This window comes from Parabacteroides sp. B2-S-102 (assembly GCF_023656665.1).
GTDB classification, from domain to species: Bacteria; Bacteroidota; Bacteroidia; order Bacteroidales; family Tannerellaceae; genus Parabacteroides; species Parabacteroides distasonis.
Map to the genome: position 1 here is coordinate 598,804 of NZ_JAMOKM010000001.1, position 21,785 is coordinate 620,588.

General features: G+C 44.2%; 18 protein-coding genes and 3 tRNA genes. 8 read left to right on the forward strand and 13 right to left on the reverse strand.

From position 1 onward, the window contains the following. The first annotated feature begins 1 nt into the window (after position 1). Genes NBH07_RS02560 through NBH07_RS02575 form a run of 4 tightly spaced genes read left to right on the forward strand, consistent with a single transcriptional unit; the run spans position 2 to position 2,981 of the window. Positions 2–1,381 carry a [Fe-Fe] hydrogenase large subunit C-terminal domain-containing protein gene (locus NBH07_RS02560; protein ID WP_009017459.1) on the forward strand — a complete coding sequence of 460 codons (1,380 nt, stop codon included), beginning with the start codon at positions 2–4 and terminating at the stop codon, positions 1,379–1,381. Further along, positions 1,368–1,712 carry a DRTGG domain-containing protein gene (locus NBH07_RS02565; protein WP_005856952.1) on the forward strand — a complete coding sequence of 115 codons (345 nt, stop codon included), beginning with the start codon at positions 1,368–1,370 and terminating at the stop codon, positions 1,710–1,712. Before NBH07_RS02560 ends, NBH07_RS02565 begins: the two co-directional genes overlap by 14 nt. Further along, positions 1,709–2,455, forward strand: a complete 747-nt coding sequence (locus NBH07_RS02570; protein ID WP_008779888.1) for a PHP domain-containing protein — start codon at positions 1,709–1,711, stop codon at positions 2,453–2,455. Before NBH07_RS02565 ends, NBH07_RS02570 begins: the two co-directional genes overlap by 4 nt. Beyond that, positions 2,448–2,981, forward strand: coding sequence for an ATP-binding protein (locus NBH07_RS02575; RefSeq protein ID WP_005862300.1), 534 nt, complete (start codon positions 2,448–2,450; stop codon positions 2,979–2,981). Before NBH07_RS02570 ends, NBH07_RS02575 begins: the two co-directional genes overlap by 8 nt. 299 nt (positions 2,982–3,280) lie before the next feature. Here NBH07_RS02575 and NBH07_RS02580 read toward each other — a convergent pair whose 3' ends face one another. Then, positions 3,281–4,498 carry a tetratricopeptide repeat protein gene (locus NBH07_RS02580; protein WP_009017452.1) on the reverse strand — a complete coding sequence of 406 codons (1,218 nt, stop codon included), beginning with the start codon at positions 4,496–4,498 and terminating at the stop codon, positions 3,281–3,283. 42 nt (positions 4,499–4,540) lie between these two features. Next, positions 4,541–7,153, reverse strand: a complete 2,613-nt coding sequence (gyrA, locus tag NBH07_RS02585) for a DNA gyrase subunit A (protein ID WP_005856960.1) — start codon at positions 7,151–7,153, stop codon at positions 4,541–4,543. 204 nt (positions 7,154–7,357) lie between these two features. Here gyrA and NBH07_RS02590 point away from each other — a divergent pair, with 204 nt between their 5' ends. Continuing rightward, complete coding sequence (locus NBH07_RS02590) at positions 7,358–9,916, forward strand: ATP-dependent Clp protease ATP-binding subunit (protein ID WP_005856963.1); 2,559 nt, start codon at positions 7,358–7,360, stop codon at positions 9,914–9,916. Positions 9,917–10,055: 139 nt separating this feature from the next. Here NBH07_RS02590 and NBH07_RS02595 read toward each other — a convergent pair. From NBH07_RS02595 to NBH07_RS02625, 7 genes are all read right to left on the reverse strand, one after another. Further along, positions 10,056–10,139: transfer RNA gene (locus NBH07_RS02595), tRNA-Leu, on the reverse strand. A gap of 13 nt (positions 10,140–10,152) precedes the next feature. Next, positions 10,153–10,236: transfer RNA gene (locus tag NBH07_RS02600), tRNA-Leu, on the reverse strand. 16 nt (positions 10,237–10,252) lie between these two features. Next, positions 10,253–10,325, reverse strand: a tRNA-Gly gene (locus tag NBH07_RS02605). Between the two features lie 82 nt (positions 10,326–10,407). After that, a complete protein-coding gene (locus tag NBH07_RS02610; protein WP_009017451.1) occupies positions 10,408–11,232 on the reverse strand; it encodes a purine nucleoside phosphorylase I, inosine and guanosine-specific in 825 nt (274 codons plus the stop codon). 11 nt (positions 11,233–11,243) lie between these two features. Then, positions 11,244–12,500, reverse strand: coding sequence for an amidohydrolase (locus NBH07_RS02615; protein ID WP_008772160.1), 1,257 nt, complete (start codon positions 12,498–12,500; stop codon positions 11,244–11,246). An 11-nt stretch (positions 12,501–12,511) separates the two neighbouring features. Next, entirely contained in the window at positions 12,512–13,867 is a 1,356-nt protein-coding gene (locus NBH07_RS02620) for a dipeptidase (RefSeq protein ID WP_009017450.1), read from the reverse strand. 142 nt (positions 13,868–14,009) lie between these two features. Continuing rightward, the gene (locus tag NBH07_RS02625) at positions 14,010–15,155 is read right to left on the reverse strand and encodes an acyltransferase (protein ID WP_008772162.1); all 1,146 of its coding nucleotides are present in this window, start codon (positions 15,153–15,155) and stop codon (positions 14,010–14,012) included. A 96-nt stretch (positions 15,156–15,251) separates the two neighbouring features. Between NBH07_RS02625 and NBH07_RS02630 the strand changes: the two genes are divergently transcribed. Beyond that, the gene (locus tag NBH07_RS02630; RefSeq protein WP_009017449.1) at positions 15,252–15,983 is read left to right on the forward strand and encodes an SDR family NAD(P)-dependent oxidoreductase; all 732 of its coding nucleotides are present in this window, start codon (positions 15,252–15,254) and stop codon (positions 15,981–15,983) included. A gap of 35 nt (positions 15,984–16,018) precedes the next feature. Here the strand turns inward: NBH07_RS02630 and NBH07_RS02635 are convergent, their stop codons facing one another. Next, positions 16,019–16,351: a DUF3795 domain-containing protein gene (locus tag NBH07_RS02635; RefSeq protein ID WP_009017448.1), complete on the reverse strand. Its 333-nt coding sequence runs from the start codon at positions 16,349–16,351 to the stop codon at positions 16,019–16,021. 114 nt (positions 16,352–16,465) lie between these two features. Here NBH07_RS02635 and NBH07_RS02640 point away from each other — a divergent pair, with 114 nt between their 5' ends. Beyond that, complete coding sequence (locus NBH07_RS02640; protein WP_009017447.1) at positions 16,466–18,124, forward strand: amino acid permease; 1,659 nt, start codon at positions 16,466–16,468, stop codon at positions 18,122–18,124. 147 nt (positions 18,125–18,271) lie between these two features. Here the strand turns inward: NBH07_RS02640 and NBH07_RS02645 are convergent, their stop codons facing one another. Further along, positions 18,272–18,652, reverse strand: a complete 381-nt coding sequence (locus NBH07_RS02645) for a GtrA family protein (RefSeq protein ID WP_005856979.1) — start codon at positions 18,650–18,652, stop codon at positions 18,272–18,274. A gap of 101 nt (positions 18,653–18,753) precedes the next feature. On the opposite strand from NBH07_RS02645, the gene NBH07_RS02650 reads away from it, so the two are divergent. Continuing rightward, positions 18,754–19,029: a putative quinol monooxygenase gene (locus tag NBH07_RS02650; RefSeq protein WP_008779876.1), complete on the forward strand. Its 276-nt coding sequence runs from the start codon at positions 18,754–18,756 to the stop codon at positions 19,027–19,029. Between the two features lie 112 nt (positions 19,030–19,141). Here NBH07_RS02650 and NBH07_RS02655 read toward each other — a convergent pair whose 3' ends face one another. Next, positions 19,142–20,485 (reverse strand): citrate/2-methylcitrate synthase, encoded by a 1,344-nt coding sequence (locus tag NBH07_RS02655; protein ID WP_008772165.1) that lies wholly within the window; start codon positions 20,483–20,485, stop codon positions 19,142–19,144. A 5-nt stretch (positions 20,486–20,490) separates the two neighbouring features. Beyond that, on the reverse strand, positions 20,491–21,768 hold the full coding sequence (gene icd / locus NBH07_RS02660) for an NADP-dependent isocitrate dehydrogenase (protein WP_009017446.1): 1,278 nt from the start codon (positions 21,766–21,768) through the stop codon (positions 20,491–20,493). Between the last annotated feature and the right edge of the window lie 17 nt (positions 21,769–21,785).

A 21,785-nucleotide genomic window follows, 5' to 3' on the forward strand; every position in this document is an offset into this window, starting at 1 on the left:
CATGGAGGAAGCTAATTTTTATCATGCCTTGAAGATTGACAATGACCGCTGTATAGGCTGTACGCATTGCATGAAAGAGTGCCCTACGGGAGCGATCCGTATCCGGGATGGTAAGGCTTTGATCCATAAGGATTGGTGCGTGGATTGCGGCGAGTGCTTGAAATCGTGCCCGACAGAGGCTATCTATGTGGAGCAGGATGACTTCCAGCGTATATTTGATTATAAATGCAGGGTAGCGTTGATGCCCACGGTATTTATCGGGCAGTTCTCAAAGTACACGACCGAGAAGGAAATTATCAGCGCCGTTATGGAACTGGGCTTTACCCATGTTTTCCAAGTAGAGTTTACCGCCGATATGATCCATAAGGAAATGGTACGGCAGATGGAAAACGCCGAGGAAAAACCGGTGATCAGTTCTTTTTGCCCCGCCATTGTCCGGTTGATACAAGTCCGTTTCCCTGCGCTGGTGGAGAATATTTTATTGGTGAAAGCGCCGGTAAACGCCTCGGCCACTTACTATCATAAGATATTGGAAGGGCAAGGTATTCCCTCGGAAGAGATCGGTATCTTTTATGTTACGCCTTGCGCGGCGAAAATCGCGGCGTTGAAGGGAGCGGAAGGTTATTCATCTACGATCAAAGGCGTGATAAATATGGATACCCTATATAATAAGGTATACCATATTCTTAAGAATCGCCCGAGAGGATATGAGCCGGAATGTGAGCTTCCTCCGCCATTAACGAAAAAAGAGATGCGATGGAGCCAGACAGGAGGGGAGGCCAAACATTTCTCCGGTCGTTGCCTCGCGATCGATGAGATCCATAATGTGATCGATTTCTTGGAACGAATGGAAACGACCAGCGAGGTACGTAACGTAGACTTTCTGGAACTGAGGGCTTGCGACCGTAGCTGTGCCGGAGGTGTATTAGCCGTAGCGAACCGTTTCCTCACGGCCGAGCGTATCATGAAGCGATCCATGAACCGGGATAAAGTACCGATGATATACGCCGCCGATAATTTCGAGGCTTTATCCTATTTGAGGCAGCATATTACGATCCGTCCGGTGCAACCGAATCCCAAACGGTTGTACGATGGAACGATCGATGAGATGCTGAAGAAAATGGAGCAAGTGCGGAAATTGATGTGCTACCTACCGGGAATCGATTGTGGCGCTTGCGGCAGCCCGAACTGTCAAAGCTTGGCCGAGGATATCGTACGCCACGAGGCTCAATTCAGTGATTGCGTATTTATGCAACGTAATATGGAGAAGCACGGTAAACTAGATCAAGAGCATGCCTTCCGTATCGTTGAGAAGACATGGGGGAAAGATCGTTTAAATAAGGATTGTTATAAGAAAGGAGCTAAATATGAAGGTTTGTGATTTAGTGAAGATGTTGAATCTTACTGTATTTTGTGGAGAAGAGGGCCTTGATACAGAGATAACCGGGGGCTATACGAGCGATTTACTAAGTGATGTCATGGGACATATCGAGGAGGGTATGCTATGGATTACCATGCAAACGCATCAGAATATACTGGCCGTGGCTACTTTAAAAGACGCCTCCGCGGTATTGATCGTGAACGGAACCTCTCCAGATGATGAGACCTTACAAAAAGGTAGGGAAGAGGCTGTCCCTCTTTTAGGAACTACACGCTCCGCGTTCGAGGCTTCCGGTATGATTTACCGCTTATTACAGAATGAGAATGGATGAAACAGTATTTAGCTGATTTACATATCCATACTTGCCTGTCGCCATGCGGCAGTCTGGAAATGAGTCCATCGGAGATCGTGCGTCGTTCCTTAGCGAAAGGTTTGGATGCTATTGCCATTACGGACCATAATACGACCTTACAATGCCCGGAGATTCAATCCCTTGGCGAGAGATTCGGACTAAGGGTCTTTGCGGGCGTAGAAGTTACGACCCGTGAGGAAGCGCATTGTCTGGTTTATTTCCCGACCGATGAATCCCGTAAGCGATTCCAACGATATTTAGAAGAGCATCTCCCTCCAATTCCAAATGATCCGGAACGTTTTGGCGATCAAGTTTGGGTAAATGCGGAGAATGAGATTCTAGGAGAAGTACCCTATCTTTTGCTCTCCGCCTTGGATCAAAGCGTAAACCAAATAGCCGCTCAAGCACGTAAGGTGGATGCTCTATTTGTAGCCGCCCATGTAGAACGTCCGTCATTCAGCTTGATCAGTCAATTAGGTTTTATAGACCCCTGCTTATCTTTAGATGCTATTGAATATAATAATCAGCAAAGATACAGTAAGTTATTGTCTATTCACGGGTATTTGAAAGAGCAGACTCAATACTCAGCCTCGGATGCTCATTACCCCGAACAAATAGGTACTCAGCCCTCCATTTGGCAAACGGAGGAATTAACCTTCGATGGCTTACGAAAGGCTTTTGATCAAAAAGACAATCACTTAATTTTCGCCTCTCATGGATAATCTCTCGTTTCATATCACGGATATAACCGCTAATAGTATCAGAGCAAAAGCTTCTGATATAGAGATAGATATACAGATAAAGGACACATCCATATGTATTCGTATCGCGGATAATGGCTGTGGTATGGATCCGGAAACAGTCTCTCTGATCCGTAATCCGTTTTATACGACTCGCACGACACGAAAAGTGGGTCTAGGCTTACCTTTCTTGATACAAAATGCGGAGCAAACAGGCGGGAATGTGGAAATATCTTCCATACAGGGAAAAGGTACGGTAGTTGTTGCTTGTTTTGTCTCATCTCATATTGATTGTCCGCCTTGGGGAGATTTGGCGGGTACAATGGCTATGCTTATAGGCAGTAATCCAGACATAAACATTCATTTCTCATATCATTCAGATCTGGTTTCATTTGATATCAGTACGCGAGAGCTTAAAGAAATCCTAGAGGACATGCCATTAAGTCATCCGAAAGTCATGCTTTATTTGAAGGAGTTAATAGCGAATCAAATAGTCGCGTCAAGCTGAATTAATCTTTTCATATAGGTGATCTGATCTTTTCACAGCTGTGATACGATCTTTTCACATCCATGAAACAAACGTTTCACAGCCGTGAAAAGATCTGTGTCTTTACTCAAAGCAGCTACAAGCTTTGCTTGAATGCACTAATTTATCCTTATCTTGCTATTAATTTTATAATTCCCATTATGTTTAATAGTATTATGAACGATCAAAAAATGACTACTCCGCGATACATGATACACAAATAAAAAACCGCCTAGTAACCTTATATTACTAGACGGTTCCATTTATTCTGAAAGAAGAAATTACTTATTCATCTCTGCTTCAATAGCATCGAATTTATCACCCATATTCAAGTTGTAGTAAATACCTCTTAAAGCGGTCATATATTCTCTTTCTTCTGGTTTCATTTGGTGAGCTTTCTCAAAGTAAGGAAGAGCTAGCTTAAAGAATTCCTTAGCTTTGCCTAATTCCTCTTGATATTGTTTTGCGTCGTTGATCATATTAGCCTCACCTTGCTTGTTTACACCTTGGTTGTAATATACACGACCTAAGTTAGAGAGAGATTCGATATAGTCAGGATTGATCGCCAATGCTTTCTTGAAATACTCTTCAGCTTTAGCGTAATCTTTCAAACCAGTCTCATAAACACGGCCCATTACATCGTAAAGCTGTGGATTGTTGGAATCCTTAGCGATAGCTGTGTTCAAATATTCAATAGCTTTCTCATTTCTATTAGAATAGATGTAATTGTTTATAAGGCTCATTAAGAAATACTGTTCCTCAGGGAATTTATTCAAACCTTCTTCCAAAGTCTTCTCTAAATTCACGGTATCTTTAGCTTGCTCATACTCATAGCATAAGTATTGATATACCTCGCTTGCTCTATAATCCGTATTTTTAGCACGCTCTAACGCTGCGATAGCTTTTTGAGAATCGCCAAGTTGGGTCGCTGCTACAGCGGCATAGAACTGAACTGTCATGAAGTTTGAATCTCTTTCAGCGACAGCCTCACCTTTAAACATCGGCATATCAGATATTTTCAGGTATTGCTCGAAGAAATCGTAAGCTTTGTTATAATCTTTCTGATCGAAATAGTAAGCACCACCATTGATGTAATATACGTGGTTTGCTCCTAGGATACCTTTGATATCTTTCGTGAACTTAGGTTTAACTTTTCCTTTTTCATTAGGAAGTTGATCTAACTCATATGCTTTCTCAAAGTATGGCAAAATACTACCCAATGCCTCGTACATAACAGGCTCGTCCGGTTGTTGGCCCAAGACTTGTTTAGTTCTTTCGTTGCTGAACTGTTGATCCTCGATAAAACCGGCAACATACCAAGTTTTAGCGTCATCCTTTGTTTCTGGATTTTCCAAAGCTCCTTTAATAAGAGTTCTAGCTTCCGAGAAATCAGGAGTCGAACCCTTAGCTATACTTTGAGCCTCATTTACAGCTTTTTTCTGTGCAAAAGAGACCGATGCTGCGACACATAGTGCCACTGTTAATAATACTCGTTTCATTGTGATAGTAATTTTGAGATTAATATTTCTATTTGTTTAAAATTATTCAGTTATTTCTTCGTTATCATTTTGTTCGTTATCCTCCTCTGATTCCGGTAGATCAACATCAGTACCTAGACTAGCTTGATTCTCACTGAACTCTCTTCCCTCATTCTCTTGTCTGGCTTCTTGTTCCGCTTTTTGCTCGGCTATCTCCTCTTCACTCTCAGACAATACTTTACATACAGAAGCGATTTCGTCGTTGCGCTTTTCTAGATTAATCAAACGAACACCTTGAGTAGCACGTCCTATTACGTTTAAATCGGCCACTTTCATACGGATAGCGATACCCGACTTATTGATAATCATTAAATCGTTCTCGTCCGTAACATTCTTGATGGCAACTAATTTACCGGTCTTCTCCGTGATATTAATGGTTTTTACGCCTTTACCGCCACGATTCGTTATACGATAATCCTCGATAGAGGAACGTTTTCCATATCCCTGCTCTGATACGACGAGTACGGTCTCTTTTTCCTTGTCCTTGATACAGATCATACCAACGACTTCATCGGTATTATCCTCGTCCAAAGTCATACCTTTCACTCCGGAAGCCGTACGGCCCATTACACGTACCGCGCTTTCATGGAAACGGATCGCCCGGCCGTTACGGTTCGCTATGATCACCTCGTTGTTACCATTCGTCATACATACTTGGATCAAGCCATCGTCTTCACGCAATGTAATAGCGTTCACACCGTTTTGACGAGGACGGGAATAGGCCTCCAACAAGGTCTTTTTGATCACACCTTTTTTCGTACAGAATAATAGGTAATGAGAATTAATGAATTCCGTATCGGTGGTTAATTTCTTAACACGTATAAAGGCTTGTACCTTATCATCCGGCTCGATATTCAGAAGATTCTGGATCGCACGCCCTTTAGCGTTCTTAGCTCCTTCCGGAATCTCGAATACCTTCAACCAATAACATTTACCTTTTGCCGTGAAGAATAATAAGGTCGCGTGCATGGATGCCGGATAGATATACTCAACGAAATCCTCGTCTCTAGTCTCGGAACCCTTCGCTCCTACACCACCACGGCCTTGGGCACGGAACTCGCTTAACGGGGTACGTTTGATATATCCCATATGAGATACGGTAATGATCATCTCATCATCCGCGTAGAAATCCTCCGGATTTAATTCCTCAGAGGCGTAAACGATATCCGTCTTACGTTCGTCGCCAAATTTATCCTTGATTTCTAATAATTCATCTTTGATAACCTTCATGCAAAGGTCCTCATTCTCCAGAATCTCATTCAAATAAGCGATCAACTTCTCGATCTCCTCATATTCCGCACGCAATTTATCTTGTTCCAGACCTGTCAACTGACGAAGTCTCATCTCGACAATCGCACGTGCTTGAAGCTCAGATAAAGAGAAACGTTCGATCAAACGCTCGATAGCCTCTTGCGGGCTCTTGGAAGACTTGATAATTGCGATTACCTCGTCTATATTATCGGAAGCGATGATCAAGCCTTCCAATATATGGGCTCTCTCTTCCGCTTTCCTCAATTCATATTTTGTACGCCGGATAACGACCTCATGACGGTGCTCAACAAACGCCTTGATTAAGTCTTTTAAGTTAAGCAACCTCGGACGGCCGTTCACCAAAGCGATATTATTAACGCTGAATGAGGATTGCAGAGCCGTAAGCTTATACAATTTATTTAGTACGACACTCGAGTTCGCGTCACGTTTCACGTCAACTACGATACGCATACCGCTACGGTCGGACTCGTCATTGACATTGGAAATGCCATCGATACGCTTCTCGTTTACCAGGTCAGCGATATACTTGATCAACTCAGCCTTATTTACCAAATAAGGAATCTCGGTAATAATAATCTTCTCATGATTATTCTCCACCTCAATCTCGGCTTTACCGCGAAGGATGATACGTCCCCTACCCGTCTCGAAAGCGTCTTTCACGCCTGCGTAGCCATAAATTGTAGCGCCTGTAGGGAAGTCCGGAGCCTTGATATATTGCATTAAGCCCTCTACCTCGATATCTCCCTTGGCATCGATATAAGCGATACAACCATCTAATACCTCGCTCAAGTTATGAGTTGGCATATTCGTAGCCATACCAACGGCGATACCCGATCCACCATTTACAAGTAAGTTAGGAACACGAGTCGGTAATACGGTCGGCTCCTTCAACGTATCATCGAAGTTAAGCTGGAAATCTACCGTGTCCTTATCGATATCCCGGAGCATTTCTTCGGCGAGTTTACTCAGTCGTGCCTCTGTATAACGCATAGCGGCAGGACTATCACCGTCCACTGAACCGAAGTTACCTTGTCCGTCTACTAACGGATAACGCATAGACCATGTCTGGGCCATACGAACCATGGCGAAATATACAGACGAGTCGCCATGTGGATGATATTTACCTAAAACTTCACCAACTATTCTCGCAGATTTTTTATAAGGTTTGTCGGATGTGTTACCCAGTTCATTCATTCCAAATAAAATACGGCGGTGAACCGGCTTAAAGCCATCCCTAACATCAGGAAGAGCACGTGAAACAATGACAGACATTGAATAATCAATGTATGCCGATTTCATTTCCTCTTCGATGTTAATCTTAATAATTCTGTCTTGATCAACCATTTAGTTTTATATTAATTACACTCAATATCTCACCTCTGAAAAATTGCACTAAGGTAAGGTTTTTCCGTATACTACGAAAGAATTTGTCTTGAAATTTTGAGCCTTCGGGCTTTTCAAGGCTTATTAAGGAATAATGGCACGAAATTTGATGATAGTTGGAATAGATTATGTAACTTTGCGTAATCAGTACATATATAATATAGTATGAAAAATTATTCGAAAAGATTGATTGACGTGATTGAGTATAGCCGTGAAGAAGCGGCTAGGCTCCAGAATAGCTATATCGGGCCGGAACATTTGATGCTAGGCATCATCCGGGAAGGCGAAGGCGAGGCAATGCGTGTCTTGCGAGAGCTACATACCGATCCGATGGATATTAAACGCAAGATTGAGCAAGAAATAAAGAACACATTCGATTCTGAGGATTCTGTCCAGCATGAGATCGCTATAAGTAAGACTACAGAACGTGTCTTGCGTATGAGTATGCTGGAATCTCGTTTATTCAAGGAAGATGAGACCGATACGGAACATCTTCTATTAGCGATATTGAAAGAGGAGTTTAATGTTGCTGCCAAGGTGTTGAACGATGCGGGTATTACTTATCGTTCCGCATATAATATATTAGTAAGCGGAACCGGTTTGAACAATATGGAGGAATTCGACGAGATCAGCGACGGATATACGGATGATGACGAAGATGACGAGGACGAAGGTTTCTCTTCTCGTCGTGAGGCATCTCGCCCCTCTTCCGGTACTGGAGCGGGAGCCGCTCAACCGAAATCCCCTAATGATACACCTGTTCTGGATAACTTCGGAACGGATATGACACGTGCCGCCGCAGAAAACCGTCTAGATCCGATTGTGGGACGTGAGAAGGAAATCGAGCGTTTGGCCCAGATATTAAGCCGTAGGAAGAAAAATAATCCGGTATTGATTGGTGAGCCGGGTGTGGGTAAGTCGGCTATCGTAGAGGGATTAGCTTTACGCATTATTCAGCGTAAGGTTTCCCGGGTGTTATTCGATAAGCGTGTGATTAGCTTGGATATGGCTTCTATTGTCGCCGGTACAAAATACCGCGGACAATTCGAGGAACGTATTAAGGCTATCTTGAATGAGTTATCGAAGAACCCGAATATCATCCTCTTTATCGATGAGATTCATACGATTGTTGGCGCTGGTTCCGCTTCCGGATCTATGGATGCGGCGAATATGCTGAAACCTGCGTTGGCTCGTGGTGAGATTCAATGCATTGGCGCTACTACTTTGGATGAATATCGTAAGAATATCGAGAAAGACGGTGCGTTGGAACGTCGTTTCCAGAAAGTGATCGTTGATCCGACTACGGCGGAAGAAACTTTGCAGATCTTGCGTAATATCAAACCTCGTTATGAGGAGCACCATAACGTGATCTATACTGAAGATGCTTTACAAGCGTGTGTAAAATTGACAGAAAGATATATCAGTGACCGTAATTTCCCAGATAAGGCGATCGATGCTTTAGACGAGGCCGGTTCCCGTGTACATATATCTAATATCATTGTTCCGAAAAGTATCGAAGAGCTTGAGGCAAAGATCGAGGATACGAAGAATGAGAAATTAGCGGCCGTGAAATCTCAGAACTTTGAGTTAGCCGCAAGTTTCCGCGATAAGGAGCGTCAGTATTTATTGCAACTGGAGGCTGCGAAAGCTAAATGGGAACAAGAGCTTCAAGAACATCGGGAGACCGTTGATGAAGAGAAGGTCGCTGAAGTTGTTGCCATGATGTCCGGTGTACCTGTTCAACGTATCGCTAAGGCAGAGAATGTCAAGCTTCTGGAAATGGCGGACGTATTGAAAAGTAAGGTGGTTGGGCAGGATGATGCTGTTCAAAAGATCGTAAAGGCAATTCAACGTAACCGTGTCGGCTTGAAAGATCCGAATAAGCCGATCGGAACTTTTATGTTCCTAGGACCGACGGGTGTAGGTAAGACTCACTTGGCCAAGAAGCTTGCTGAATATCTATTTGATTCGGCGGATTCTTTGGTACGTATCGATATGAGTGAATACTTGGAGAAATTCGCTGTTTCCCGTTTGATCGGAGCGCCTCCCGGATACGTTGGTTACGAGGAAGGTGGTCAGTTAACGGAGAAAGTACGTCGCAAGCCCTATTCGGTGGTCTTATTGGACGAAATCGAGAAAGCGCATCCGGATGTATTTAACTTGCTGTTGCAAGTCTTGGATGAAGGCCGTTTGACGGATAGTCTGGGTAGACGTATTGACTTCAAGAATACGATCTTGATCATGACTTCCAATATCGGTACCCGGCAATTGAAAGATTTTGGTCGTGGCGTTGGTTTCAATACCCAGATGGCCGGTGAGCCGGATAAGGATTTCTCCCGTAGCGTGATCCAGAAAGCGTTGAATAAAGCGTTTGCTCCAGAGTTCTTGAACCGTGTGGATGATATCATTATGTTCGATCAGCTTGATAAAGCCGCTATTCATAAGATTATCGATATTGAGTTACAGGGTCTGTATCAGCGTGTATCAAATCTGGGCTATGAGTTGTCGATCACAGACGAGGCAAAAGATTTCATTGCCACAAAAGGCTACGATGTCCAATTCGGTGCCCGTCCGTTGAAGCGTGCGATCCAGAAGTATCTGGAAGATGAGATGGCGGAGATGATTATCCGTGCTTCAGTAGGTGAAGGCGATACGATTATCGTAGACTTTGATAAGGAAGAGCAGAAAATCACGACTTCGATAAAAAAGAAAGATGCTGAATAAGTTTGTCTATGAATATAGAAGCCGGGCGTGAGTCCGGCTTTTTTTATGTTCGTCCATCTTATTCGTCTGTCATTTTGACACACAAAAAAAGCATGACCTAATTGAACAGATCATGCTCTTATTTCTTTTTTTACTTAAGTACGCAGGATGAGACTTGAACTCACACGCCGTAACCGGCACTACCCCCTCAAAGTAGCGTGTCTACCAATTCCACCACCTGCGCATTTTAGAAAGGGTGCCCAGAACAGGACTCGAACCTGCACGATCGCAAAACCACTCGCACCTGAAACGAACGCGTCTACCAATTCCGCCACCTGGGCAATCAATACGAGAAAGAGCGGAAGACGGGACTCGAACCCGCGACCCTAACCTTGGCAAGGTTATGCTCTACCAACTGAGCTACTTCCGCATATGCAACCGCTTTGTTCTCGATTGCGAGTGCAAAGGTAGTGATTTCATTGAAACCACCAAGCCTTTGCGCTACTTTTTTATTAGATTTTTTTGACCAATTCCCTAAATAGTTGTGTCATAACAGATGCTGCTTTATTAGCCGCTACGATAACATCGGCACCATCATTTACAAAGTCGTCAGCGAAGTGATAACCTTCGTTCGTGATGACAGACATACCGAATACACGCAAGCCCGCATGACGTGCCACGATTACTTCCGGTACCGTACTCATGCCGATCGCATCTCCCCCGACTTTTCCATAGAAAGCGTACTCGGAAGGAGTCTCGAAGGAAGGGCCTGTCAAACCTACATATACACCTTTCTTTAACGGGATAGATCGGGAGGCGGCTATTTCTTCCACATAGCGGATAAATTCACGATCATAAGCACGTGTCATATCCGGGAAACGAGTGCCGAAATCCTCATTGTTCGGACCGATCAATGGGTTCGGCATCATATTGATATGATCCCGGATGATCATCAAATCACCTACCTTGAACGTATTATTGATACCTCCGGCGGCGTTCGAGACCAAAAGGTTCTTGATCCCTAAGAGTTTCATCACACGTACGGGGAAAGTCACCTGTTGCATCGTGTAACCCTCATAGTAATGAAAACGGCCTTGCATAGCCAAGACTTGCTTATCCCCTAGTTTGCCACAAATAAAATTCCCCTTATGCCCGGTAGCGGTAGATTTCATAAAATGTGGGATCTCCGCATAAGGTATCACTATAGGATCTGTTATTTGATCGGCTAAAGAGCCTAAGCCACTACCAAGGATAATGGCGGTCTCCGGGTTACCTTCGATCCGGCTAGCTAAATAGGCGGCCGCTTCCCGATATTGTTCGGTTTTAATCATTTCCATATTTAATCAATTTAACGTTTCATCAAGTTATAAGCTATCTCTGTCGCTTTCTCCATAATCTCGTCCTCTCCCGGTACCTTCTTATTCTCCATCAATATTTTACCATCACAGATAACGGTATCCACGCAACTGCCGTTGGCGGCGTATACAAGATTTGAGACGAAATTGAAGTTCGGGGTAAAAGCGGGGGTGTTGAGATCTATCAAACATAGATCGGCTAAATACCCTTCCTTGATCTGCCCGGCTTTTAAACCGAACATAGCGGCTCCTTCCGCAGTAGCGGCTTGCAGCATCTCATTTGCGGTCAAGGCTTCGGGATCCTTTCGCCAAGCTTTTCCTAACAGGGAAGCCAGCTTCATCGCCTCGATCATATCCAAGTTATTGGAAGAGGAACAACCGTCCGTTCCCAATCCCACGGTAATACCCAATTGGCGCATTTCCTTAAACTTAAAATGAATACCGGAAGCCAGTTTCATGTTTGAGGCCGGGTTATGTACGACTTTCACCTCGTGATCGGCCAACATGCGAAGCTCGTCATCATCGATGTAAATTCCGTGAGCGATAATCAAACGTGGAGAAAGCACACCTAACTTATATAAATAACGTACAGGAGTGAGTCCGAATCTATCGAGAGAGTCTTTCACTTCCCCCTCTGTCTCTGCTAGATGCAGATGGATCGGGATTTGATGTTCCATAGCGAACCGATGCGCCCATTTCAGAAGCTCACCGGAAACGGTATAGATGGCGTGCGGCCCGATCGAGAAGCGAACCCGTTTGCTGTAGTTATCCACATCTTGGATCAGTCGTTCGTTATGGCGTTTGCATTTCTCCGCCTCTTCTTTATCAAAACCATCGAAGCAAACGCCAGCTATGATACCTCGCAATCCCATCTCCTCCGTCACATCGGCCGTGACACGAGGGCGTTGATACATGTCGAAGAAAGTGGTCGTGCCACTTTTTATCATTTCCAAGCACGCTAATTTCGCTCCCCAATATACATCCTCACGGGTCATTTTCGCCTCATTCGGCCAGATCTTTTGCTCAAGCCATGGCATAAGCGGCATATCATCGCCGAAGCCGCGGAACAAAGTCATGGCAGCATGTGTATGAGCGTTCACGAAACCGGGAATGACGGCTTTACGGCTACCATCCAGTATCTTATCGGCAGGAAAAGACAAGCCCTCTCCTATTTGCTTGATCTCTTTTCCTTCGATATAGATATCAATCGTCCTATCGTTAAACAGAACATTCTTTATTAATATACTCATCTTCTTCCTTCTTATTTATATAAACGGTAGAATTCCGCTACCGACTCGATTCCCTTGAAGAAGATATCCAACTCCTGACTCTCGTTGGGCGAATGGATCGCGTTTTGCTCCAAGCCGAATCCCATCAGTACGGTCTTGATACCTAATACCTGCTCGAATGTAGAGATAATAGGAATGCTACCTCCGCGACGAACCGCCAACGGTTTCTTCCCGAATGCGATGCCAACAGCCTTTTCTGCCGCTTGATAAGCTGGCAAGTCTATCGGACAAACATATCCTTGCCCGCCATGGCTGGGCGTAACTTTCACTTTAACATAAGGTGGGGTCACACGAGCTATATACTCCTCAAACATTTGGGAGATCTTGGCATGATCTTGGTGTGGAACCAAACGAGTGGAAACCTTGGCATAAGCCTTTGAAGGCAATACAGTTTTGCTTCCTTCCCCCGTATATCCGCCCCAAATACCACAGATATCGAAAGAAGGCCGACAACTATTACGTTCTAGCGTAGAATAGCCTTTCTCTCCGAAAAGAGCGTCTACCCCGATCGCTTTCTTATATTTTTCCTCGTCGAATGGGATTTGGGCGATCATCTCCCGTTCTGCGGGAGATACATCCTCCACGTCGTCATAAAAACCCGGGATCGTGATGCGTCCATCCACGTCGGTGATATCTGCCATCAATTTGCAAAGTACATTGATCGGATTCGCTACGGCTCCGCCAAAATGACCGGAATGCAAATCGCGGTTCGGTCCGGTTACTTCTATTTCCCAGTAAGCCAAACCACGTAAGCCTGTCGTGAGCGACGGTGTTTCAGCGCTGACCATGCTTGTATCGGAAACGAGGATTACATCCGCTTTCAATAATTCTTTATGTTCCCGGCAAAAATCTTCCAAGCTAGGAGAACCTATCTCCTCCTCTCCTTCGAAAATAAACTTCACGTTACACTGTAACAAACCTTCTTTAATCGCTGTCTCAAAACCTTTTACTTGAATCATACCCTGTCCCTTATCATCGTCTGCTCCACGGGCCCAAATGCGTCCGTCCCGGATCACCGGCTCGAAAGGTTCACTCTTCCACAGTTCTAGTGGTTCGGCAGGCATCACGTCGTAATGAGCGTAAACCAATACGGTCGGAGCATTGGGAGATACCATTTTCTCGGCGTATACGACAGGATTGCCTTTCGTAGGCATTACCTCGGCCTTATCCGCACCGGAAGACAACAGCACCTCAGTCCAACGCTGGGCACATGTCAACATGTCCGGCTTATTCTCATGCTTGGCGCTGATTGACGGAATGCGGATTAAAGAGAACAATTCTTCAAGAAAACGATCCTTATTGGATTCGATATAAGATTTTACTGACATAGCGTTTTATTTTATGTTTATAAATTGTAGCAAATATAACGAAACAGATGGGGATTGCAAGGAGTTTTATGGTATTTTAGCCGTGTTACTACAATAGGCGTGCAGTAACACGGCAAGGCGGGTTGCAGTATACGAAAGAGTTTCATCCCATGATCCATTTAGCTCGTTCACCTAATATACGGTACATGAACCAAGTAAACGCCCATGAGATTATGAAAATCAAAAGTGCCATTATGGGTACTTGCAAAGGTATCGGTAAATCAAACTTCCCGATCAAGATAAAGATCGGACCTACGACAAAATAATGTACGATATAGATTCCGAAACCATATTTGGATATTTTCGATAGTTTTTTAGCTATGAGAGTATTATGAATACGTACCTTTTGAAGAAGAATAAATACAGCTGCCGTCATTAAGACTACATTCGGACTACAGAAGGTGAAAAATAACTCCATATCCAATTCTGTTGCCTCGGGATTCGCTGCGGCCGAACTGAATCCACAATAGGTTATGGCATAACCAACCACAAACATGGCTGCGCAAATAGCGAAGGTTTTCCAAATATTCCAATTATTACCTTGTTTTAAGTAATGTCCTAATAGGAGATATCCGTTGAATCCTGCGAAATAATAAAACATGCCGAATTGATTCCACGTCGCTTCCCCGTATAAATATTTGCTGATATAGGCAGACATATAAGGCAAGAAAAGAGATACGAACCATATCCCTAAATAGACCCTCTCTTTGGAACGATCCGCCTTCTCGATCCATGCGGAGAAGAATGGCATATACAGATACAATCCGATGAGTAAATAAATGTACCACATATGGTTTTCCTTAAAACTGAAATTGAACGGGATCATGGCGATGTCTTTCAATGCGTCGGATAAGGATTGTGACTCATTTCCTTGCACATAGCAGAAAAACTCACCGATTATCTCTTTCGGCAAACCTAATAGCCCTGTAACCCAAGGGAATATATTGTATAATACAGACCATATCAAAAAAGGAAATAATACCCTATATATTCTCTTTTTATAGAAAACACCTAAAGATTGTTCCCGTATAGGCAATAGTAAAAGTCCCGTCATCATAACGAAAAGAGGAACAGAGGGCCGTAAAAGAGAGCCGTAAACAGCGGCCCAATGTTTATATTCCGGTAAACTTCCGAGTGTAGGTGAGATATAAAAAGGATCTATACAATGTACTCCAATAACCATCAGCATAGCTACGGTTCGTATTACATCGAGCCACACGATATGTGACTGTGTTGTTGCGTTGTTCATGGATTTATGTGTTAAATTTAAAAGATGGGTGACAAAGATAGAGCTTAGTATGAGAATTTTGTTTATCTTTATTGTTAATTTATTGTATCAAGTATTATGGTCAAACGAATTATCATTATTGGCGCTACCTCCGGTATCGGCTATGAGGTTGCTAAGATTTATTGGAAACGAGGATATCAACTGGGATTGGCTGGCCGTCGGGTTGATCGGTTGGAGGAGTTTCGTAAGCAAGATCCGGAGCATATCCGGATAAAGCAGTTGGACGTGACTGCCGAGGATGCCGCTGATCGTTTAGACGAATTAATCCGTGATTTGGGAGGAATGGACATCTTCCTGCTGAGTTCAGGGATCGGCAACCAGAATAAATACTTAGACACTTCCATTGAACAAGCTACGATACAGACGAATGTGACGGGTTTTACACGTATGGTACTAGCTGCTTATCGTTATTTTTCCAGTCAAGGTGGTGGGCATATATCTGTAATCAGCTCTATTGCCGGAACCAAAGGATTAGGGGTCGCTCCCTCCTACTCGGCTACCAAACGATACCAAAATATTTATATAGACGCTTTAGCCCAACTTTCCCGTATGGAGAAATGGCCTATTACATTTACGGATATCCGTCCGGGATTTGTCCGTACGGATTTATTGAAAGACGGCAGGAATTATCCTATGCTGATGTCTCCCCAATACGCCGCCCTGCGTATCGCCAACGCTATCGACCGGAAAAAGAGAAGGGCGATCATCGATTGGAGATACGCTATCCTTGTCTTTTTCTGGAGACTGATCCCAGAATGGCTTTGGGAACGGTTGCCGATACGGAATTAGGATCGGATATGTCAGAGGTTCATCTTTTATTGCTTCTACACTAGATTTTCTCTTGCGCCGGGAGCATGCTGAAGGACCGCGCCGACTATCTGGCAACTATCCAATTCATCACAATCGCCACATGTATTAAAGCCTTTTCCGGATACACATTTGCGTATTTCACAATAATCACTGCAATACGCAAATTTCACTCCGTCCGCACGACAACCCATACAGTTTATAGTTGCGGCTGTAATTTCGGGCGCATTGTTCATGGCGCTCCACTTCTGGGCGGTTTTTTCTCTTAGCACATCATCATTCTTAACTGTGGCTATGCGGGCATCGCAACTTTCGCAATCTAATCCGCAGCAGGCTGTCAATTGTTTCATTATTTAGTTGTCTGTTTATTTTCTTGTTTGTTTCTGTCCTTGCTTTTACTTTTCGGCAAACATAATAAAAATTCCTACCTTTACGCCCAATTACTAATTTTTTAATCTATACAGATGGGTTTATTTATTAAGAAGCCTTTAGCGGATTTGATGACCGAGGCGAATGATTCGGGCAGTAAATCGCTGAAGCGTATCCTTGGCCCGTGGAGTTTGATCGCCTTAGGTGTCGGTGTTATCATCGGCGCCGGACTGTTCTCCATTACGGGCGCGGTAGCCGCCGGGTATACGGGGCCTGCCATTACTTTATCTTTCGCTATCGCCGCCTTGGGCTGTTGTTTCGCCGGGTTATGTTATGCCGAGTTCGCATCCATGATCCCGGTGGCAGGTAGCGCATACACCTACTCGTACGCCACGATGGGTGAGTTGGTCGCTTGGATTATCGGTTGGGATTTGGTGCTCGAGTACTGCGTGGCCGCTACGACCGTTAGCATAAGTTGGAGTCGGTATTTGGTCGTTTTTCTGGAAGGATTCGGAGTACATTTACCGCAAGCCTTGACGGCTTGCCCTTGGGATGGCGGTATCGTGAATATCCCGGCTTTTTTGATCGTGGTGTTAATGAGTATTTTGTTGATACGAGGAACGGAAGGCAGTTCTATCTTCAATGGGATCATCGTATTCTTGAAAGTCTCCGTAGTCTTGGTGTTCGTAGTCTTGGGATGGAAATATATCCGTATGGAGAATTATACGCCTTATATCCCCACTAATACAGGGACTCTAGGCGAGTTCGGATTTTCCGGTATCCTACGAGGGGCGGCTATCGTATTCTTTGCTTTCCTCGGTTTCGACGCTGTAAGTACGGCAGCGCAGGAAACCAAGAACCCGAAACGGGATATGCCGATCGGGATCTTGATGTCATTAGTGGTTTGTACTATATTATATATGTTGTTCGCCCACGTGATGACCGGAGTCGTACATTACTCAGCGTTTGCCGGCCAGAATGGGATCGCTCCCGTGGCGATCGCTATCGATCATATGGGACAAATAGACGCTTCCGGTGTGATCCGTCCGGATTACCCTTGGATGAACCGTGCGATCGTAGTAGCTATTTTACTGGGATATTGCTCGGTTATCATGGTAACGTTATTAGGACAGAGCCGTGTATTCTTGAGTATGAGCCGGGATGGACTGCTTCCTCCCCTCTTTTCCCATATCCATGAGAAATTCCGCACGCCGGCACGAAGTAATTTCCTGTTTATGTTATTGGTCGGTACATTGGCCGCTTTCGTTCCGGCGAGCGTAGCGGGCGAGATGTGTAGTATCGGGACTTTGTTCGCTTTTACGCTAGTTTGCGCCGGGGTATTGATTGTCCGTAAGACAATGCCGGACGCTCCCCGGTCTTTCAAGACCCCGTTGGTTCCGTTCGTGCCTATCGCCGGTATCATAACTTGTCTGGTGATGATGCTTTTTCTCCCGGCTGATACATGGATTCGTTTGGTATTATGGATGTTAATCGGTCTGGATATATATGTCTGCTATGGAATCAAACATAGCAAACTGGAACATATGCAGAAACATCGCTCGGGACAGACCACATTGGATATGATCGGTATTACCCTATCCGTGCTTTGCGTGATTACGGGGCTTTGGCACCAGCAAACCGTGGGATGGGGCGAGAGCAAAGTCTTATTGATTATCTCATTCGTATTCGCTTTTACGCATCTAGCTTTCTATCTTTACAGACTCGGGAAGCAGTTTACGAGCCTTACCCGTTAGCGATTCAGCACGATTATGTCTCGATGGCTCATGCGACTAGTCCCGATGGTCAACGCCATTAGTGGTGAAGGCTTATGCGAGTAGTCGCGTTGACCTTCACCACTAATGGCGTACTATACCACTTCCTTTGATACGATTTATCGGATTCTAGCTCTTAAAAGTAAGCCTTTTATTCATCATAAAATTAACGGCTCCGTAAACGAAAAGTCCAAGGAACTGACCCAAATATTCATTTAGATCGATCACCTCCACCATTAAAAGCAAGAATATGAATTGAGTAGCGTAAGCGCAACCAAAAGCGATTAGGAATAAAGGAATCTCCTTCCAGAAATTACCTTTCCCGGAAGAAAATACCCAGTATTTACTCCAAAAGAAGTTATTCACCAAGGCAGCCACATATCCAGCCATGTTCGACCACAAATAATTACAATCCAGAATATCCATTAATATCCAGATTACCAATGCGGTGATCAAAGCGTTAGAAGAACCTACAATGGCGAAACGAAGAATACGAACAGATTCCTTCATGCTGTTAATTATACGTTTCGAATGACAAATATACGGGTTTATTTCTATATTTGTGCTGTACTTTTGATCAAGTATGTAACATTCTTAAAACAATTATGAGTATGATTAGACTAAATGTATTTATTCAAGTAAGTGAGGAGAATCGTCCCGCCGCATTGGAGACAGCGAAAGAATTGGTTGAAAAGTCTTTGAAAGACAATGGCTGTATTGCTTATGATATTTTCGAGAGCGCTACCCGTAGTGATGTATTGATGATTTGTGAGACGTGGAAAGACGCTGAATCCTTATCAGGTCACGAAAAAGCGGAGCATTTCGTAACGTTGGTTCCTAAATTGCAAGGATTAGGTGCGATGAAACTTGAGAAATTTACATTTTAAGGGTTTTATGTAGGATCTTATTATAAGCCTGAGCATGCTAAAAAATCATAGTTATGAATCCTTCAACTTATAACTATGAATGAAAGAAAACATAACTATGATTTTTTTAGTGTTATCGCTCGTTGATGGAGATATATTCCCGATCGTCCAAAACGTTCTTGTAAGCCGGACGGATGATGCGTTTTCCGTCAAAGTTCAACTCCTCGATACGGTGAGCGGTCCAACCCACGATTCGGGCCATGGCGAATAAAGGCGTATAGATTTCCTGTGGCAAACCGATCATCTCATAAACGAATCCGGAATAGAAGTCCACGTTCGAGGAAACCCGTTTCTTAGTTCCTTTATGCTTGGCGAAACATTCGATCGCTCTTTCCTCTAATAACTCAAGGAAGGCGAATTCCTCAGAGCGACCTTTCTCTTTTGCCAGATCACGAGCTAGTTCCTTTAATACAACCGCACGGGGATCGGAAATCGTATAGACCGCATGGCCGATACCATAAATCAAGCCTGTCTTGTTATAAGCCTCTTTGTTAAGCATCCGCATGAAATAAGTATCGATCTCGTCCACGTTCTTCCAATCCGCGATATTCTCTTTCAAATGATGGAACATATCTACTACCTGAATATTGGCACCTCCGTGCAACGGGCCTTTCAATGAGCCGATACCAGCTGCGATAGATGAGTACGTATCCGTTCCCGTAGAACTAGTGACGCGTACCGTGAACGTAGAGTTATTACCACCGCCATGTTCCGCTTGCAATACCAAGAGCAAATCCAACGTACGTGCGTCCAGATCCGTGAAATCACGTTTCAGCATGTGAAGGAAGTTTTCCGCGATCGATAAGTTCTCGTGCGGATGACGGATATGTAAAGAACGCCCCTGTGTGCTATGACGATAAATATTGTACGCATAAGCGATAATCGTCGGGAACTTAGAGATCAATTCAATAGATTGGCGCATTAAGTTATCTCGGGAAGTGTCGTCCGGGTTTGCGTCGAAGGTATACATCTCCAATACGCTACGAGCCAATATATTCATGATGTTCTGTCCTTCCAGATCCAGAATATTCATCTTGGTCTTTTGCTCCAAGGGCATATTATCGTTCAACAGTTCTTTAAAGGCTGATAATTCCTCTTTATCGGGGAGTTTACCAGAAAGTAATAAATAAGCCACTTCCTCAAAACCGAACCGTTTTTCCTTGATGAAATCACGCGCTAAATCCTCTACGTCGTAACCTCTATAGAATAACTTACCGGGGATCGCTTTAAGACCGCCCTCTGGCAAGCGTTCGTATCCTACTACATTACCGACTTGGGTCAATCCTACTAACACGCCGCTACCATCCTCGTTACGAAGGCCACGTTTCACATTATACATTGGGAAAAGTTCGTTGTCAATCTTGCAAGCCTCTCTGGCAGCCTCGGACAATTTGTAAATTAAATATTCTTTCTTCAACATGACTATACTAATTTAATTGTTTCGATAATAGAGATGATACGATCACCAAATTCTTTGGTGCCGAGAGATTTGCCGTTCGGCATAAAACGAGCCAAGTCATGAGTGGCCTCTCCAGCGGAGAAAGCTTGCTCCATAGCGGATGTAATCAGGTTAGCCGCATCACTCCATCCCATATATTCCAGCATCATCACGGATGATAATAATAAGGAAGAGGGGTTTACGAGATTCTTTCCTGCGATATTCGGAGCAGTTCCATGTGTTGCCTCGAAGATCGCATGACCACTGTTATAGTTGATATTAGCGCCGGGAGCAATGCCAATGCCACCTACCATCGCTGCTAATTGATCGGAGATATAATCGCCGTTCAGGTTCAAGGTAGCGATCACGGAATATTCTTCCGGAATTAATAGAGTGTTTTGCAAGAAAGCATCGGCTATGACATCCTTGATAATGATCTTACCGGCCTTTGAAGCTTCCACTAAGGCGGTATTGGCCGCTTCCTCGCCTTGCTCTTTCTTGATCTTCTCATATTGAGGCCATGTGAAAGTGAGATCCGCAAACTCCCGTTCCGCTAAAGCGTATCCCCATAGTTTGAAACCACCTTCCGTGAATTTCATGATGTTGCCTTTGTGTACCAAAGTCACGCTCGGTAACTGATGCAATATCGCGTATTCGATAGCGGCACGCACCAGACGCTCCGTGCCTTCCACGGAAACCGGCTTGATACCGAAAGAGGAAGTTTTCGGGAAACGTATTTTCTTCACTCCCATTTCCTCGGTGAGGAACTTCAATAACTTTTGTGCCTCCGGAGTCCCTTGTTGCCATTCGATTCCGGCATAGATATCTTCCGTATTCTCACGGAAGATATACATATTCACTTTCTGCGGCTCCTTTACCGGAGATACGACTCCTTTGAACCAACGTACCGGACGGAGACAAACATATAAATCCAACGTCTGACGGAGGGCCACATTTAATGAACGGATACCTCCACCAATTGGAGTCGTCAACGGTCCCTTAATACCGACGATGTATTCACGGAACGCTTCCATAGTCTCATCGGGAAGCCAGCTTCTGGTTTGCTTAAATGCCTTTTCGCCGGCCAAGACCTCTTTCCATTCGATGGTACGTGTTCCGTTGTAAGCTTGCTTAATGGCTGCGTTTACGATCTTCTGGCTAACGGGAGTGATTTCAGAACCCACGCCATCTCCTTCAATATAAGGGATCGTCACGTGATCCGGAACGAAAATATGATTACCTTTCTTTGTTATCTTACTCATGATATCAAGATTTTTTT